This window comes from Gorillibacterium sp. sgz306347 (genome assembly GCF_059735245.1).
The window spans coordinates 18,997-35,986 of sequence record NZ_JCAPET010000030.1 but is presented as its reverse complement, the minus strand read 5'-3'; the positions used below and the strand labels follow the sequence as shown (position 1 = coordinate 35,986).

At 57.5% G+C, this 16,990-nt stretch carries 17 protein-coding genes; 5 read left to right on the top strand and 12 right to left on the bottom strand.

The window, feature by feature from the left end; genetic code table 11:
- Nucleotides 1-20: 20 nt before the first annotated feature.
- The 4 genes from AC6I6H_RS15890 to AC6I6H_RS15875 form a co-directional block, all read right to left on the bottom strand.
- Complete coding sequence (locus AC6I6H_RS15890; protein WP_497954933.1) at nt 21-848, bottom strand: ABC transporter permease; 828 nt, start codon at nt 846-848, stop codon at nt 21-23.
- The gene (locus AC6I6H_RS15885; protein WP_497954932.1) at nt 845-1,633 is read right to left on the bottom strand and encodes an ABC transporter ATP-binding protein; all 789 of its coding nucleotides are present in this window, start codon (nt 1,631-1,633) and stop codon (nt 845-847) included. The genes AC6I6H_RS15890 and AC6I6H_RS15885 overlap by 4 nt, the downstream gene beginning before the upstream one ends.
- A gap of 37 nt (nt 1,634-1,670) precedes the next feature.
- Entirely contained in the window at nt 1,671-2,669 is a 999-nt protein-coding gene (locus tag AC6I6H_RS15880; protein WP_497954931.1) for an ABC transporter substrate-binding protein, read from the bottom strand.
- 200 nt (nt 2,670-2,869) lie between these two features.
- Nucleotides 2,870-4,384, bottom strand: a complete 1,515-nt coding sequence (locus AC6I6H_RS15875) for a carboxypeptidase M32 (RefSeq protein ID WP_497954930.1) — start codon at nt 4,382-4,384, stop codon at nt 2,870-2,872.
- Between the two features lie 250 nt (nt 4,385-4,634).
- Between AC6I6H_RS15875 and AC6I6H_RS15870 the strand changes: the two genes are divergently transcribed.
- The 3 genes from AC6I6H_RS15870 (at nt 4,635) to AC6I6H_RS15860 (ending at nt 6,019) form a co-directional block, all read left to right on the top strand.
- A complete protein-coding gene (locus AC6I6H_RS15870; protein ID WP_497954929.1) occupies nt 4,635-5,231 on the top strand; it encodes a beta-class carbonic anhydrase in 597 nt (198 codons plus the stop codon).
- Between the two features lie 72 nt (nt 5,232-5,303).
- Complete coding sequence (locus AC6I6H_RS15865; protein WP_497954928.1) at nt 5,304-5,741, top strand: hypothetical protein; 438 nt, start codon at nt 5,304-5,306, stop codon at nt 5,739-5,741.
- Nucleotides 5,738-6,019 (top strand): DUF2653 family protein, encoded by a 282-nt coding sequence (locus tag AC6I6H_RS15860; RefSeq protein WP_497954927.1) that lies wholly within the window; start codon nt 5,738-5,740, stop codon nt 6,017-6,019. The genes AC6I6H_RS15865 and AC6I6H_RS15860 overlap by 4 nt, the downstream gene beginning before the upstream one ends.
- Before the next feature lie 955 nt (nt 6,020-6,974).
- Here AC6I6H_RS15860 and lpdD read toward each other — a convergent pair.
- On the bottom strand, nt 6,975-7,340 hold the full coding sequence (lpdD, locus tag AC6I6H_RS15855; protein WP_497954926.1) for a prenylated flavin chaperone LpdD: 366 nt from the start codon (nt 7,338-7,340) through the stop codon (nt 6,975-6,977).
- Between the two features lie 172 nt (nt 7,341-7,512).
- Here lpdD and AC6I6H_RS15850 point away from each other — a divergent pair, with 172 nt between their 5' ends.
- Complete coding sequence (locus AC6I6H_RS15850) at nt 7,513-8,496, top strand: S-layer homology domain-containing protein (protein WP_497954925.1); 984 nt, start codon at nt 7,513-7,515, stop codon at nt 8,494-8,496.
- Between the two features lie 137 nt (nt 8,497-8,633).
- Here the strand turns inward: AC6I6H_RS15850 and AC6I6H_RS15845 are convergent, their stop codons facing one another.
- The 4 genes from AC6I6H_RS15845 to AC6I6H_RS15830 form a co-directional block, all read right to left on the bottom strand.
- Nucleotides 8,634-9,479, bottom strand: a complete 846-nt coding sequence (locus AC6I6H_RS15845; RefSeq protein WP_497954924.1) for a VanW family protein — start codon at nt 9,477-9,479, stop codon at nt 8,634-8,636.
- A gap of 72 nt (nt 9,480-9,551) precedes the next feature.
- Entirely contained in the window at nt 9,552-10,337 is a 786-nt protein-coding gene (locus AC6I6H_RS15840; protein WP_497954923.1) for an ABC transporter permease, read from the bottom strand.
- A 7-nt stretch (nt 10,338-10,344) separates the two neighbouring features.
- On the bottom strand, nt 10,345-11,148 hold the full coding sequence (locus AC6I6H_RS15835; RefSeq protein ID WP_497954922.1) for an ABC transporter permease: 804 nt from the start codon (nt 11,146-11,148) through the stop codon (nt 10,345-10,347).
- Nucleotides 11,141-12,181: an ABC transporter ATP-binding protein gene (locus AC6I6H_RS15830; protein WP_497954921.1), complete on the bottom strand. Its 1,041-nt coding sequence runs from the start codon at nt 12,179-12,181 to the stop codon at nt 11,141-11,143. Before AC6I6H_RS15830 ends, AC6I6H_RS15835 begins: the two co-directional genes overlap by 8 nt.
- A gap of 210 nt (nt 12,182-12,391) precedes the next feature.
- On the opposite strand from AC6I6H_RS15830, the gene AC6I6H_RS15825 reads away from it, so the two are divergent.
- Complete coding sequence (locus AC6I6H_RS15825; protein WP_497954920.1) at nt 12,392-12,784, top strand: RidA family protein; 393 nt, start codon at nt 12,392-12,394, stop codon at nt 12,782-12,784.
- Here the strand turns inward: AC6I6H_RS15825 and AC6I6H_RS15820 are convergent.
- From AC6I6H_RS15820 to AC6I6H_RS15810, 3 genes are all read right to left on the bottom strand, one after another.
- Complete coding sequence (locus AC6I6H_RS15820; protein WP_497954918.1) at nt 12,781-13,854, bottom strand: CdaR family transcriptional regulator; 1,074 nt, start codon at nt 13,852-13,854, stop codon at nt 12,781-12,783. The genes AC6I6H_RS15825 and AC6I6H_RS15820 overlap by 4 nt on opposite strands.
- Nucleotides 13,855-13,950: 96 nt before the next feature.
- Nucleotides 13,951-15,105: a glycerate kinase gene (locus AC6I6H_RS15815; RefSeq protein WP_497954917.1), complete on the bottom strand. Its 1,155-nt coding sequence runs from the start codon at nt 15,103-15,105 to the stop codon at nt 13,951-13,953.
- Nucleotides 15,106-15,132: 27 nt separating this feature from the next.
- Nucleotides 15,133-16,437, bottom strand: coding sequence for a GntP family permease (locus tag AC6I6H_RS15810; protein WP_497954916.1), 1,305 nt, complete (start codon nt 16,435-16,437; stop codon nt 15,133-15,135).
- Between the last annotated feature and the right edge of the window lie 553 nt (nt 16,438-16,990).

Sequence of the window (16,990 nt, the reverse complement as noted above, 5' to 3'; positions counted from 1 at the left end):
GCCGCGGCCGCGATAAAACGCTACCGCCGGCGCATCATCCATTTTTCCAGCATGGCCACCAGCTGGTACATGACGGCGGCGACGATGGCGATCAGGAACAGGCTTCCTATTACAAGGGTGAAGTTGAACACCTGGAAGCCGTAGACGATCAGATAGCCAAGGCCGCGGGTGGAAACGAGAAACTCCCCGACAATGACACCGATCCAGGAAAGCCCCACGTTAACCTTCAGGGTCGATACGATGGCCGGATAAGCGGCCGGCAGAATCACGGTCCGGAATACCTGCGCCCGCGAGCCCCCGAACAAAAGCACAACCTTGCTGTAATTCGGGTCAACCTCCTTAAAAGCCGCAAAGACAACCAACGTTGTGATGATAACCGTTACCGCAAGCGTAGTCCCCACGATCGCCGCCATCCCCGGTCCCAGCCCTACAATAAACAACGGGCCGAGCGCCACCTTCGGCATGCTGTTCAGCACCACCATGTACGGGTCCAGCACCTTTTCCAGAAAAGGCGACCACCAGAGCGCTACCGCCATCAATGTCCCCAAAACGGTGCCCAGGACAAACCCGATCGCCGTTTCGGCCACGGTGATTTCCAGGTGCGGAAACAGACTGCCGTCCTGGGCCATGTCGGCCAGCAGCGCGACGATTTTGCTCGGATAGCTGAACAGCAGCACATCCAGATGGCCGCCGCGTCCCGCCCACTCCCATAAGCCGATGAAGCCCGCCAACAGAAAAACCTGGGAGGCGAATACCTTTACCCGCCAACGCCGTTTGTCCGCCTTGTACTGCCGGTGCGCTTCCCGGGTCAACTCCGAGCGGGCCCGTTCCGCCGTCCAGACGTTCATTCCCGCTCCTCCTTTCGTTCCGGGTCCTCCAGCTCCTGCCAGATTTCATGAAAAATCGGGTGGAAGCCGGGCAGCTCGCGGGCTTCAATCGGTCCGGCCAACCGGATTTTATCGGGAATGACGATCTCCCGGCGGATCGTGCCCGGGTTTCGGCCCATAACCAGCACACGGTCGCTCATGGCGATCGCTTCGGCGATGTCATGCGTGACCAGGAGCGCCGATTTGTCCGTTGCCTTGAGCGTTTCCAGAATCAGTTCCTCCAGCTGAAGCTTGGTTTGGTAATCGAGAGCGGAGAACGGCTCGTCAAGCAGCAGCACCTCCGGCTCGGTGACCAGCGTGCGCGCAAGCGCCGCCCGCTGCCGCATCCCGCCGGAAAGCTGATGCGGGTATTGATTCTGCACCTCAAGGAGCCCCAGCTCGTCAAGCAGCCGGAGAGCGAACTGGCGCCTTTCCGGGCTGGAACGGCCGCTCACCTTGGGTCCGAGCAGCACGTTGCCCAAAATCGTCCGCCAGGGAAACAGATAGTCCTGCTGCAGCATGTACCCGACCTGCAGGCTCGGCTTCTCCACCCGGCGGCCGCCGATCTCCGCCGTTCCCTGAACCGGACGGATCAGGCCGGCCGCGATGGAGAGCAGAGTGGTTTTGCCACAGCCGCTCGGCCCGACGAGGCTGACAAATTCCCCCGGCTGGATGAAAAAGCTGATCCGGTCAACGGCCAGGGAAGCCCCTCTGTCCGTTACATAGACATGGGTGACATTTTTCATTTCCAAAGCGGGCAGCGGCATCCGCCCCTCTCCTTTCCTCTCCGGCGGACTTGGCCGGCTATTCCGCCGCGTTTACGGCTTCCTCCGCAAAACGGTTATCGACCAGCTTCCCGAAGTCCGCACGTTCCTTGAGCTCGCCCGCCGATTCCATCACATCCTGCAGGTTGTTCCATTCCGCTTCTTCAATCAGGGGATCGGGTGCATAAGATCCTTGCTCCTTGTACCGTTTCACGGATCGGAGCAAAATGTCGCGGTCGGTGTTCGGGAAATATTCCGCGATCGCGTCGACGATCTTCTCCTCCGGCTGCTCCGCCACCCACCGCTGTGCCTTATAGATCGCCTTGGCAAACTTTTGCGCTTTCTCGCGGTCCTTTTCCAAAAAGCTCTTTTTGGCCATGTAAACGGTGTACGGCAGATGCCCGCTTTCCACCCCGAAGGAGGCGACCACCGCTCCTTTTCCTTCCCGCTCCAGCATGGACGCCTGCGGCTCGAAAAGCTGGACATAGTCGCCGGTTCCCGACGAGAACGCCGACGGGATGTTGGCAAACTCGACGTTTTGGATCAGCGTCATGTCTTTGTGCGGGTCGATGCCATGCTTTTTCAAAGTGAACTCGCCGGCCATTTGCGGCATGCCGCCTTTGCGCTGCCCCAGAAACTTGGAGCCCTTCAGGTCGCTCCAGTCAAATCCCGCATCCGGATTCCGGGCAAACAGAAACGTCCCGTCCGTCTGCGTTAATTGGGCAAAATTGATGACCGGGTCTTCCGCTCCCTGCTGAAGCACATAAATCGAGGTTTCGGAACCGACCAGCCCGATGTCCACCGTGCCGGAAAGAATGGCGGTCATCGTTTTGTCGCCGCCCGCCGTCGTCTGGAGCTCCACCTGCAAGCCTTCGTCTTCAAAAAAACCTTGCGAAAGCGCCACGTATTGCGGCGCATAAAACAGCGAGCGGGTCACTTCCCCCAGCTTGACGGCCGATTCGTCCTTTGCCCCGCAGCCCGGAAGGACCAGTGAGGCCGCAAGCGTCAGGACGGCGGCCGCTTTCGTTGCCCGTTTCATTGTCAACGCCTCCCCGCGCAAGCTTAGCTTACGGTCAGTGTATGCAGGGACAGGCAAACGGGTTAACGCCATCTTGAAAACGGGTGGGCATGCGAAAAAAGCTCCCCCGTGCGGACTGTTGTCCTTCCCGGGGGAGCCTTTGAAATTGTTCTTAAATGGTTCTGTTGCCTGAGCCATTAAACTTGCAGGCAGGGGACTGTCTAGAGATTGTATACTTTGCGGAACTTTTCTTCCAGGTAGTCGGCCAGGTAGTTCGGATTCAGCTCTTCCCCCGTTACGCCGACAATCAGCTCGCCCGGCGTACGCAGCTTGCCGAACCGGTAAATTTTTTCGGTCAGCCATTCCTTGACCGGCTTGAAGTCGCCGGCTTCCACAAGTTCATCCAGATTCGGCAAGTCCTTGCGCAGCGCCCGCTCGAACTGGGCGGCATACATGTTGCCAAGCGCGTAGGAAGGGAAGTAGCCAAAGCTGCCGCCGGCCCAGTGAACATCCTGCAGCACGCCCTCCGCGTCGTTGTCGGGCTCGATTCCGAGGTATTCCTGATAACGCGCATTCCACAAAGCCGGCAAATCGGCGGCCTTGACGGTTCCGCTGAAAATTTCCTTTTCCAGCTCGTAGCGGATCATGATATGCAGGTTGTAGGTCAGTTCGTCCGCTTCGATGCGGATGAGGGACGGTTTTGCCTCGTTAATGGCACGGTAAAAGTCCTCCGGCGCGACATGATCCAGCTTGCCGGGGAATTGCGCCTGCAAATCCCGGTAGTACCGTTTCCAGAAGCTTTCGCTGCGTCCGATCATATTTTCCCAGAAGCGGGATTGCGACTCGTGAATGCCCATCGAGGTGCCTTCGCAGAGCAAATTGCCCGCCAGGTCCTCTGTAATGTTCTGCTCATAGAGCGCGTGACCGCATTCGTGAATGGTGCTGAACAGCGCAAAGGTGAAGTCTTCGTCCTTGTAGCGCGTTGTGATGCGCACGTCACCCAGGTTGAGGCCGGTCGCAAACGGGTGCTCGGTTTCGTCGACCCGTCCGGCTTCAAAGTCGTAGCCGAGCTGCTCCAGGATGTGCCGGTTGAATGCTTTTTGCCCGTCCCGGTCGAGCGGCTGGAACAGGAACGACGCGTCCGGTTTGTTGGCCGCCTCCTGCACGGCGCGCACCAGCGGAACCAGACGCTCGCGCAGCCCGCCGAACACTTCGTCCAGCTTGGCCACCGTCATGCCCGGCTCGTAATGGTCCAGAAGCGTGTTGTACGGATGGTCCTGGTATCCCCATAGCTCGATAAACTCGCGGTTGAACGCAATGATCTTGTCCAGGTACGGAGCAAAAAGGGCAAAATCGGACTTCGCTTTCGCTTCCTCCCACGCCGTTTCGGCTTCCGAGGTCAAAATCACATACTCCTGATAGCGGTCGGGCGGAATCTTTTTGCTCCGGTCGAACTCCTTGCGCAGCTCCTCGACCATTTTGAGCGTGATTTCATCCAGCTCCGCCCGGTTCTCGGGCTGCTCGAAGAAGGTCAGATAGCCTTCCATTTCCCCGGAAACGGACATCTTGAACATTTCGGTGGACAATAGGCCGATGGATTGGGCGCGCAGCGATACGCCTTTCTTGGGAGCGCCTGTCCGCAGATCCCAGTACATCAGGTTGACCGCTTCGGCATAGCTTTTGATTTTGCCGGCAAAATCATGAAACGCCGCTTTTTTCTCCTCTACGAGACTCATGAGCTTCCCTGCTTTCTGTTTATGTATATAAATTGAACTTGGCTTTGCAGTTTACGGTGCGCCGTGCTTGCGGCCACCCTGTCATGAAGTTCAATTTACGTCGCCACTTCCGATCGTACCGCTTTTGGCTGGAATTCGCAACGCAGCCAGCGGTTTTCCTTTCTCACCCGGGACCGGGTATGCTAAAATGGCAGAAACTCATTACTGAGCCCGCCGGCATACAGCCGGAAGGGTACAAAGGAGGATCGTCATGACGAAGCTGAAGGACATTATGGAGTACAACCGTTCGTTCGTGGAAAACAAGGAGTTCGAGCAATTCCGGACGACCAAATTCCCCGACAAGCGGATGGTCATTCTGACCTGCATGGATACGAGGCTGGTGGAGCTGCTCCCGAAAGCGATGAACCTGAGAAACGGCGACGCCAAAATCATCAAGAGCGCCGGCGCGATCATCGCCCATCCCTTCGGAAGCGTCATGCGCAGCATCATGGTCGCCATCTATGCGCTGCAGGCGGAGGAAGTGTTTGTCATCGGCCACAGCGACTGCGGCATGACCAGCCTGAACGCGGACGAGATTCTCGCCAAGGCGCAGGAGCGCGGCGTCTCGCCCGAAACGCTTGCCACCATCCACAATTCCGGCATCAACCTGCACCGGTTCCTGTCGGGCTTCGAATGCGTGGAAGAGGCGGTTGAAGAGAGCGTGTCCATCATACGCAATCACCCCCTCCTCCCCGCCGACATCAAGGTTCACGGCCTCGTGATCCACCCGGAAACCGGCGGATTGACGGTGGTTTCGGCCGGAGAAGAATACACGGAGCAGCCGTCCAAAAATTTGTCGGTTTTGTGAAACCGATGCCTCCCGGGCCCGTATAAAGAAGAGGCCCAAAAGGTCAAAACTCATACGCACCGGGAGGAATCCATGAAAAAGTTGTTGTTAGCCGTCATGTGCAGCCTGCTGTTCGTCTCGTTTACGGCGGTTGACCAGGCGGATGCCAAAGTGAGGTCTTCCTACAAGTCCTCCACCAAAAGCTTCAACCCGAACACCTCCTCTTCGTCGTCGACGGGAATCAAGAAAGATTCCGCCACGAAGAGCAGCACGTCATCCTCGACATCGTCCGCTTCGACGGCCAACCGCGGTTTCCTCAGCGGAGGCAGCCTGATGAAAGGCCTGTTTATCGGCGGCGTCGCGGGCATGCTGTTCGGGGGCCTGTTCGGCAGCATGGGCATGATGGGCAATCTGCTCGGCCTGATGGTCAACATCATCGCCATCGTGCTGGTGTACAAAGTCGTGATGGCTTTGATCGCAGCCTTCGCCCAGCGCCGCAAAACGCCTCCGCCCAAGCGTGATTTTCAATGATTCTGTCAGAACAGGACATCACAAACGCCATCTGCCTGCACACGGCGGAGCGCAGAGGCATTCGGCCCGATGAGGTTCAGGTGCAGTTGATGTATGAGGAAGACACGGGCTTTTCCGCAGAAGTGACGGCATCCGGACGCAGCTGGTTTCTGATTGAAGCGAGCATGCTGGAAGCGCTCGAGCGTTATCTGTTCACAGAGCGTGGGCTTCGCGTCTTCCGGGGCGACATTGAATTGGACATCGAAGAGGAAATGATCGCGGTCGTCCGCGGCCAGTAACGCATACCGGCGGACGTTCCTCCTGCACAAAAAATGAAAACCGGACCGGGTAAGGAGAATGCTCCTTCGCCCGGTGCCGGTTTTTTTGCATCCCTGCATCTCCTACGGCAGAAAGCAAGCGGATTCTGTATCCTTTGGCAGACGGCAAGCTGTTTGCGTGCTTCTTTGGCAGACGGCAAGCTGCTCCTTAGCGGACAGCAACCTGCCCTCCTTGCTCTTTGCTGTTAGCAACTGGCATGTGTGCTTCTCTGGCATTGACAAGCTGCTCCTTAGCAGACAGCAACCTGCCCTCCATACCCTTTTGCTGTTGGCAACTGGCATGTGTGCTTCTTTAGCAGGCAGCAAACGCACAAAAGCCGACCAAGCTGTCGGAACCGTGCTTTAAGCATTGACCGCATGAATCCTGTAACGCCCCCGTCCATAAGATACAGATTGAGGTCCCATCAGCCATTAGAAAACTGGCTAGCTTAGCTGCATATCGGACGCTTCGGAGAAATAAGTCCAGAAACACACTTATTTCAACCTAAAATCAGTCTTCCAAGCAAATAATTGCACAAACGCACCTATTTAGGATGATACTTACATTTTATAGCATATTCCTCTTGTTTAAATGCGCCTGCGCACTTATTTGATTTTAAACCTGCTTATAAGCTCGAAATAGTTGCCTTTTTGCACTTATCATCCGTTCATGTCCTGTTAGGCTACGTAAACGGGAAAAGCTAAGCAGAACTCCTTTGTTCGGGTTCTCCGCCTTTCCTTATTCTGTTCCCCCTGCCGGCCCTGTTTATCCTGGGGTTCCGAATGAGAATGTATGCCTCCGCACGCGGCAACGCTGATGTACAAAATAAAGCCGCCCGCGTCGGCTCTGACTCGGGGCGGCTTATTTGGTCCCTTGCCGGCAGACCGGCGGACAAGGGGAAAAAACCAGACCGGCGTTCTGCCGATTTTGCCCGCCTCAAGAGGCTGTTATCTCGCCCTCCAGCGCGAGCAGGCTTTCGAGCGTGCGAGCCATCTCATCTCGCACCGTTTGCACAGCGAGCTCGATATCGGCCCGTGTCGCCTTGTCGATGTGGATGCCCATCACGACCGTGACGGTCGCCTGCAGCAGGGAGCAGGCCTGCCCGGCGCATTCCAGCGCCAGCCGGTCCTCTTTGTGGCCGGGCACTACCGCAAGCTCGGTCTGCACCCTTCCCTCCTCAAAGTAAGCGGTTGCCGCCGCTCCGATATGAGCTTCTCCTCCGGATATAATAAACAAGTAATCCCGGCCAACCCGCTCCAGCCGGATTTCAATGTCAAACGGAAGCTGCCGCTGTTCGGTCATCCGCTTCTCCTCCTTCGCTCCCTGTACTCGGTTACGTATGCTTATTGTATGCGGATTCATAACCGTTTTCAACGTACGGCCGCCTTTCGGCATTTTGCTGCAACCTTTTCCGGCCAACCCCCGTCTATAAGGTCGCCAAAAGGCAATCCTACCCAAAGAGGTGAGTCTCAATATGAAAAGAAAACCGCTGTTCGCCCTGCTTCTCTCCACGATTCTGCTCCTGGCGTTCGGCTCGACCGCGCTCGGCTTTTCCGACACTGGAGAACACGCCAACGCGGCCAAGATCGAAGCGCTGCAAAAAGCGGGGATCTTGTCCGGCCAACCGGGGGGGAAATTTCATCCGGACAAAAAGCTGACCTACGCCGACGGTGTTTCCATGCTTTCCAAAGGGCTCGATTTGACCCTGGCCCGTTTCCTGTTCATCAAGGCGCCGGAGGCGACCGACTTCTTCACCCATGTGAAGAACAATGCCTGGTACGCGCAGGCGTTTATTAACGCCAAGATTAACGGCGTGGACCTGCCCCGCGACGTGAAGCCGAATCAAGCCATGACGCGTGAAGAATTTGCACACTACCTCCTCCAGGCGGTAGAAGCCAATGAGCAGCATGCCTACATTGAAATCTACACCCTTATCAAGGACGAAGCCGACGTGAACAAGAACTACATGGGCAGCCTGCAAAACCTACTCGCCGCCAAGATCATCACGCTGAACGAGGACCAGACGTTTGAACCGAAAGCGCCGATTACGCGCGGCGAAGCCGCAGGCTGGCTGTACAATGCGGTAGAGTTTGTCAAAAATACCGAGGGCATTGAACCCGTGCCGACGGAAGAGCCCGTCTCCCCCGGGGAATCGCCGATTCACGAAGTGACGACCAAAACGGAAGCCGTTAACGCAGACATTTCAAAGGTAACGGTCACCGCAAAAGTTCCCCATCCGGGCTATGGCATCCGCGTAGCGTCCATCGAGTTCGGAGACAAGAAAGCGACCCTTTACCTGGAGCCGATCCTGCCGGACCCGGATAAAATGTACCCGCAGGTCATTTCCGACGCCACGGCCGTAGCTTATCTGCCCGCCGGCTATGAAGCGGTCACGGCTTACGCGCAAGTTTCGTCCCCGGCAAATCCGGGCGCAAGCGTTGGTATTCCGTTGAAATAACAAACCCGACCGACGATACGAGAACGACAAAAAAGAGGATGAACCCGTCCAGCGACGCGGCGCATCCTCTTTTTTGCATGCCGGTAATGTGCGGCGGCATCCATTGCATTCCCGGGGGATCGGTTCACCTGTCCGAATCAAGCCTGGACCACAGCTACTTTTTCCCGGATAACCAGCCCGCTCGTATCGTACATTACCTTGGCATGGTTAACCTTCAACAGCTCCCGCGCGGTCCGTTTTCCGGTTTGGACGTCCACGCATTCGCGGTAAATCCGGTTGTTTCGGAACACGCCGCCCTCTTCGCGGGAAAAATACTCGTCCTCCGCCCGGATGTGGTACTTCACGCCGAGCGGACGGTTCGCCCGCAGCTCGCCGCATAGATACTCGTCGGTTGTATATATAACAATCTGGAAGGTGAGGTCCGTATCATTCCGGAACCGGTAGTCCACATACGGATAAACGATAGAGGTGCCGGTGCCGAACGGGATCTGCCGTCCGTAATCGGGAAAAAGATCCATCTGGTCATGATGGTGATGCTCGACAATCCGCAGAGGCGTATGCAGCACCATCCAGTGAATCAAATTGGTGAACTGGCACATTCCGCCGCCGATTCCGCTGCCGGCTGCGCCTCTGCTGATCGTCATTCCTTCCCGATAGCCTTTGCGTGCCGTGCACGAACCGACCAGCTTCCAGAAAGAAAAACATTCGCCCGGCCGGATCAGAATGCCGGTAACCTTGGGCGCGGCCAGGCCCAGATTGACCGCTTTGTTTTCCTGCAGCCGCTGCTCCACCTGCCCGAGTCTGCGGCGGATCAACGATTTGTGGCTGTACACCACCACCGGCAGCTTCTCCCCGCTTTTTGCGCGGGCGAAGGAGCCGGCTTTAAGCGCATTGGCCATGTGGCGGACCAGCGAGCATTTCCAGACCGACAACCGGTAGGTGAAAGGAGAAAGCTCGCAAAACAATTTTCGCTGCCTGCGCAAGATCATCATCCCCGTCCCAGGATTTTAAGGTTCTCTCTTTTCTCCTTATAGACGGATAAACGGCGGAGCAAGTTACGACCCCGCGCCGCGGTACCGTTTCACCCCCTGATTCCAGGCAATGAGCCCGATGGCAAGAAAAACGGCGCCCATCACGGGCGTGAGCCAGGCCATTTTCCGCATCTCCTCCCGTTCCAGAAACAGAGAAGCCGGATAAATGCCGACAAACGCAAACGGCAAAATCCAGGTAAGCAAAACCTGAATCGCCCGGTTGTAAATGGTGATCGGATACCGCCCGTAGCCCTGCACGTTATACATCAGCGGCAAAATGCCCGTCGGCGCGTCCGAATAAAACGAAATCGAAGTAAGTGCGGTGTAGATGCCCATATAGATCGCGACAGCGCTGACGGTCAGCAGAAGCAGCAGCGGAACGGTCCACCACTCGAAGGAAAGACCGAGCCGGGAGCCGCTGACGGCCATGATCGCCGCTCCGATCGCCGAGCCTACCAGAGCGGGCGGATCGACGTTTTCCAAAAAAATTTGAAACAGATTGTGCGCCGGGCGGGTCATGATCCGGTCCATCTCGCCCTTCACAATGTACCGTTCGCTGAAGCCCCACAGGTTGATGAAGCAGTTGAACACGCCGTAGGGAACCATGAAAAAGCCGTAGACGAAAATCACTTCGTTTTGGCTCCAGCCGCCGAGGGAATCCGTGTGCAGGAACACCACCAGAATAAAAATCAGGTTGGTCGCCTGAAACAGCAGATCGGAGACCACCTCCACCCAGAAGTCGGCGCGGTAGGTCAACCGGGTTTTCATATAGTTTTTCAAATATTCGGCGATAAGCCCCAAATAGTACATGTTTCCGTCACCCTCCCTGCACAAACAAGCGCTGCCGCGCCTGGGCATACAGCCAGATCATCGGCACGAGCAGCACGGCGAACCAGACGGCCTGGATGCCCAGCACGTTCCAGATGCCGACGCCTTCGATCCGTCCGGTAAAAACCGAGCCCGGCAGGTACGTGATCGCCTGAAACGGCAGCCACTCCATGACGCGGGCCAGCCACCCGGGAAACAGGCTGATCGGAAGAATAAGGCCGGAAAACAGATCCACCACCACGCGCTTCATCCGCATGAAGCCCTCGTTGTTCTCTACAAAAAAAGCCATCAGCCCGGTGATCACGTTGATCTGCGTATTGATCAGGAAGCTGAAAAACAGCATGGTCAGAAACCCCGCCCATGCCGCAGGGGAAGCCGGAAGCTCCACCGGGAACAAAAGCATGGCGATCAGCATGCCCGGGATCATGAACAGCAGGAAACGGAACAAGCCTTCCCCGAAGCCCTGCATCATTTTGACCAGGACATAGTTGTAAGGCCGGATAAACTGGATCGCAATGCTGCCGTCCCGGATATCGGCCGAGATTTCCCGGTCCAGGTTATTGAAGTAAAACGCGCGCGCCATCCAGGACACTGCGATATAGGTCGTCATCTGGGCGGCCGTAAAGCCGCCCAGCTCCCCGCCGCCGCCGTAGATCGCTTTCCACGTGAAATAATAAACGCCAATATTCAAGGTGTAGATCAAAATGCCGGTATAATAATTCACCCGGTACGCCAGCATGGTCAGGAATCGGATGCGGACAAAATCGAGGTACGCTTCGGCCCGGCTAGACATGGACGGCCTTCTCCCCGCTCTCCGCATTCGGTTTGTCCGCGCTTCCGGACTGATAGATGCTGCGGACGATCTCATCGGTGTTTGTTTCGATGATCTTGATGTCCGTTATGTCCGCTTTCCCGACGACCTGGCTCAGCACATCCGACACGCTCAGCTCAAGGGGAATCCAGACCTTTGCGCCCAGCTCGTTATCGGCGGACCAAAGAACCGGCATGCGGCCGGTCAGTTCCTTCAGGCGGTCCAGCCTGGTTTCCGTGCCGAACTGGAAGATCACCTCGCGGCCCGTACCCCAGCGGGCCTTCAGCTCTTCCAGGCCGCCGTCATAAAGAATGGCGCCGTCGTCAAGCATGATGACCCGCGAGCAAAGCGCCTCAATGTCCTGAAGATCGTGCGTCGTCAGCAAAATGGTCGTTCCGTGGTCCCGGTTCATATCCTTCAAAAATTCCCGGATCTCCGATTTGACGACGATGTCCAGCCCGATGGTCGGCTCGTCCAGAAACACAATAGACGGATTGTGCAGCAGCGCCGCCACCAGCTCGCAGCGCATCCGCTGGCCGAGACTCAGCTTCCGCACCGGCCGGTTCAGCAGCTCCTCCAGCTTCAGCCGCTCGACCAGCTCGTCCAGCCTCTTTTTGTAATCGGTTTCGGAAACACGATAAACCTTACGTAAAAGCTGGAACGATTCGATAACGCCGATGTCCCACCAGAGCTGGCTTCGCTGGCCGAAAACGACGCCGATGTGCTGCACGAACTTCTCGCGTTCTTTGTACGGCACATAGCCGCCTACCGACAGCCGGCCGGAGGTCGGCACGAGAATGCCGGTCAGCATCTTGATCGTCGTGGACTTGCCGGCCCCGTTCTCGCCGATATAGCCGCAGATTTCCCCCTGCGGAATGGAAAACGAAATGTCCTTGACCGCGGCCACTTCGTTGTATTCCCGTTTGAACAGATCCAGAAAAGCGCCCTTGAGACCTTCACGGTTTTTCTGCACCCGGAATGTTTTGCACAGTGCTTCGACTTCTATGGCGTTCATGGGCTCCCTCTCCAAAAACAAAATGTGTTGTCCAGCCGTTTATAGATTATATCGGATGCCGTTCCAAAGCACCATACCGGCGGCAAGAAGACAAAAAGGGAACCATTGCTTCCGCGTCGAAAGAACATAATCGATAGCAATTAACAGCCGCAAAAAAAGGCGCGCCTGATCGCTGATCAGAGGAGCGCCCGGCTGACGGAGGGTGACAGGATGAGCAAGCAAAAAGTGTTTACCGGTTCTCCCTGGGAGCCGGCGGTCGGCTACTGCCGGGCCATCCGGACGGGAAACCGGATTGATGTCGCAGGCACCACCGCCATGAAGGACGGAAATGTGGTCGGGGAGGGGGATGCTTACGCACAAGCCCGCTTTGTGCTGGAGACGATTGAAAAAGCTTTGGGAGAGCTGGGCGCCTCGATGGCCGATGTCGTGCGCACAAGGATGTTTGTGACGGACATCAGCCGCTGGGAGGAGATCGGACGGGCGCACGGGGAGTTTTTCCGCTCCGTGCAGCCCGCGGCCACAATGGTGGAAGTAAAAGCGCTGATCGACCCGCGCCTCCTGGTTGAAATCGAAGCGGAAGCCGTCCTGGAACGGGACTGCTAATCCTTCCGCATCCCGCTCGCACCTGTCTCGCGGACGGGCGAACGCCACAGGAGCGCACACATGAGCTCGAACAGCTCCGAAAACCGGCGGGAGCTTCTGCCGGTCAGCTGTTCGATCCGGTTCAGCCGGTAATTTAACGTATTGCGGTGAATGTTCAACCGGTTTACGGTCCGGTTGTGGTCCCCGTTCTCGGCGATGTAGATTTGCAGGGTTTCGATCAGGCCGGTTTTGTCGCCGGCTTGCTCCATTAGGGTAAACAATGCGCCGAGCGATTTCTCGGCCTCATGTGACAACCCGATGAAAAATTTTAGCGCCTCGTACCGGTAAAACCGCGCGTACGGGTCCAGCCTAGCCCCCGTTTGAATGGCGGCGGCCGCCTGCTCCAGCGATACGGCGGCAACGGCCTCTTCTTGACCTGCGCCGATCCGCTCCGCATCGGGACATTCCCGCAGCCGGTCCAGCAGCTTATGGAAAGAGGCGTCGTCCGCCAGAAACACAATGGCGCGATGCTCCTCCACAATCCAATAGTGCGGCATGGAAGCCCGGATATCCTTAAGGGCCGGGCTTTTCATATTGCCCTCGACCAGAACCACCCGGCTCTTGCGGCTCAGGTCCAGCTTGTACAAGCGGGCGCGCTCGCGGAATTCCTCATCGTACGGGCTGGTCCGGCGGGCGAGCTCGTGGAAAAACCGGATGCGCTCCACCCGCTCTTGCTGTTCATGCTTGCTGCGGGCTTCCTGCTCCACCAGCAGGACCGCCGCCGCTTTGACCAGCTTGCTGAATGGCCGGACCTCATCCGGATGCCCCGTAATCCCGATGACGCCGATCACTTCCCCGCCCGCCACAATCGGCTCATTGACGCCGGGCTTCATTCCGTCTTTGTCTTCATATACCTCGAAGACGGTCCCGGAGTCAATCGCCCGCTGCGCTCCCGGGTGCAGGGTACCGATCCGCGCAGCGTCCCCGCTGCCCAGTATAACGCCCTTTTCGTCCATGACATTGATATTGAAAGGGACCGCTCTCATCATTTCCTGGGCGATTCTGCCGGCCAGCGGTTTGGCAATTTTCATCGCCCGCCTCCCTCCTTTCCGGATGAACCGGGAAAAACGGGGGCGCCGCCTACTTCCGGCAGCGCCCTTTGTGATAATTTGTGCTTTTGTGTCCGGTTACCCGAGCCGGTCCGCCGACAAGAGCAGCCGCATAATGTTCTCGGCCGCCCGCTCCAGGTTTTCCGGTCCTTTCTGCAAAGCATCCTCCAGCGTTGCGGCGCCCGGCATAATGCCGATGATCGAGTCAATGCCCTTCTCATACAGCACTTCGGTCTGGTCTCCGATCCGGCCTGCAAAGGCCGTCACCGGTTTGCCGTGGGCTTTGGCCACCTGGGCCACGCCAAGCGGCGTTTTGCCGTATTGCGTCTGAAAATCAATGCTGCCTTCTCCGGTCCAGACCATATCGGCCGCCCGCACTTTATCCTCAAGCCCCGCGTAGCGGATGACGAGTTCAATGCCTTTGGAAAGCGTCCCCTCCAAGAAAACCAATAAGCCCGCACCCAAGCCGCCCGCCGCTCCCGCACCGGGATATTCCGCGATGTCGCGGCCAAGCTGATCGCGGATGACGGCTGCGTAATGCCGCAGGTTGTCGTCCAATTGCCGGACCATTTCGGGCGTCGCTCCTTTTTGCGGGCCAAACACCGCCGACGCTCCCGTCGGTCCGACCAGCGGATTGGTGACGTCGCACGCCACCTCCACCTGTACGTTCTGCAAACGTGCGTCCAGTCCGGACAAGTCGATCCGGGCCAGCCGGCCGAGCTCGCCGCCGCCGGCCGGCAGGTCTCGTCCTTCGCCGTCCAGCAGCCGTCCGCCCAGGGCCTGCACCATTCCCGCTCCGCCGTCGTTCGTGGCGCTCCCCCCGATCCCGATCAGCAGCTTGCTTACCTTATGCTCCAGACAGGCTTTAATCAGTTCTCCGGTGCCGTAGGTCGTAGTAATGAGCGGATTCCGCTCCTTCGGCTCGACCAGCTGAATGCCGCTGGCGCTGGCCATTTCCAGAACGCCCGTGGAGCCGTCGCCCGTAATGCCGTAGCTGGCCGAAACCGGCTGGCCGAGCGGGCCCGTCACTGTTACGGTATGGACGGTCCCTCCGGTGGCGTCGACCAGCGACTGCATGGTCCCTTCCCCGCCATCCGCCATCGGAACATGGATACAGGCGAAGGATGGCGCCGCTTTTCGGATTCCCCGCTCCATCGCTTCGCAGGCTTCTTTCGCCGTCATGCTTTCTTTGAACGAATCGGGCGCCAGGACAACCGTAAAATTCGCTTTCATCGGAACTCAACCTTTCTTGTTCAGGAATTAAACCAGAAACCCGTATACAATCGTCGAGACAATGGCCATTGTCCCGCCGACAATGCTTTCAAAAGGAATCAGCTTCATCCGGTCTTTAATGTTCATCTTAACCGCATCCGCCGTGACGTGGAAGAAGTTTCCGTGCGGCAGGTGGTCGATCACGACAGCCCCGGTATGCACCATAACGGCCGCGTTGAGCGGCGCGGTGCCCATCGACAGAATCGCCGGGCCGAAGGAGCCTGCGGCGACAATGGAAGCGGTCGAGGTGGAGGCGGTTGCGGCGCCCATCAAAACGCCGGCGATGGGAGCGAGCAGCGTGCCGGAAATGCCCAGAGCCGAAATGCCGTCGACTACGGCGGCGCTGAGGTTCGACTGGGAGATGATGCCGGCGATTGCGCCCGCACCGATCAGAATGATGGCGGTGCTGGTCATTTTATTCAGGCCGGAGGTGGTAAACGCAATAATGTGTTTGCCCTGCTTCATCGCCAGAAGCCCGATAATCCCGGCCAGCGGAAGAATGATCATGGAGTCGATTTTGAACGCTTGCAGCAGGCCGATGTTCAGGATACTGCCGATCGGATTGAGCGCAAGCAAGCCGACCGCCACGAGGGGCGCGACCATGGAGCGGGCAAAGCTCGGTTTTTCTTTTGCGCTTTCCGCTCCGGCGGTTCCGACACCGGGATCGTCCTCCTTGATCATAACGCCCTTGTTCGCAAGAAGCTGGGCGACGATCAGGGTCACGATCAGGCCGAACACCGCCGGAATGAAGCCGTTGATCATGACCATGGCCAGGTCGACGTCAAACCCTTTGGCAACGGCGATCGTGTTCGGGTTTGGCGAGATAATGTTGCCTGCCTTGCCGCCTCCGACCAGCGCCAGCAGAAGCGAGGTTTTGGACAGCCCGATTTTCTTGCCGACTGAAAGCGCGATCGGCGCGACGATGATAATGGCGACCGTGATGAACACGCCGACCGCCGTAATAATCATCGTGGCGAGGGCAATCGATAGAAGCGCTTTCTTTTCGCCAAGCTTTTTGACAATGGTTTCCGCGATCCGCTCCGCCGCGCCGGACTCGATCAGAATCCCGGCCAATACGCCGGCAGCCAGCACACGCACGACGGCGCCCATTACGCTGTTCGTGCCTTGTATGATGTACTGCACCGTTTCATCCAGCGAGGCGCCGCCCAGCAGTCCTCCGACCACGGCACCTCCAAACAGCGCATATACGGGATTGACTTTTCGGAAGATCAGGACGATGGCGACCACCAGACCGATGATCGCGCCAATCCAGTGAATGACGGGTCCTTCCATAGTTGTGCAGCCTCCTTGGATGTCTATCGCTGATGCGTTGTGGGAACGCTTACTTGTCCAGTATATCGGGCCGCCTCTCCGAGTCCTATTGACCGGATAACGGATTATTTTGTGCTTCTGCACAAGGGCCCGGGCGGTGGTTTCAATTTTCCCCCAGCCAGCTTTTTCTATTCGAAGGAGCCTTATTCAATCGTTCCGCATAGAAAAAGACCGCCTCCAAGGACGGTCTCAGGCTGTTGAGAAAGTCTCGATAGCCTTTTTTTGTGCAAATTAATCTTATACGGCATCGCGTTAATGTTGATGCTTTCGAATTATCCCTTTTCTTAGCCATTTTATGGACTTCGTTCGGAACGTCAATTGGAGCGGAGCGGGATATCCAAACCCATTTGGCTTACCGGTGGTTTTGGAGACCAGTGCCCCTACCGACATCGTCGTTTGGAAAAGAACGACTAGGTGGCGGGCGGCTATCGGCAAAAGGACGACGGATGCGATATTCCTGCGGCGGGTGCGATATTCCCGCGGCGGGTGCGATATACCTGATGACTAGGGGGCA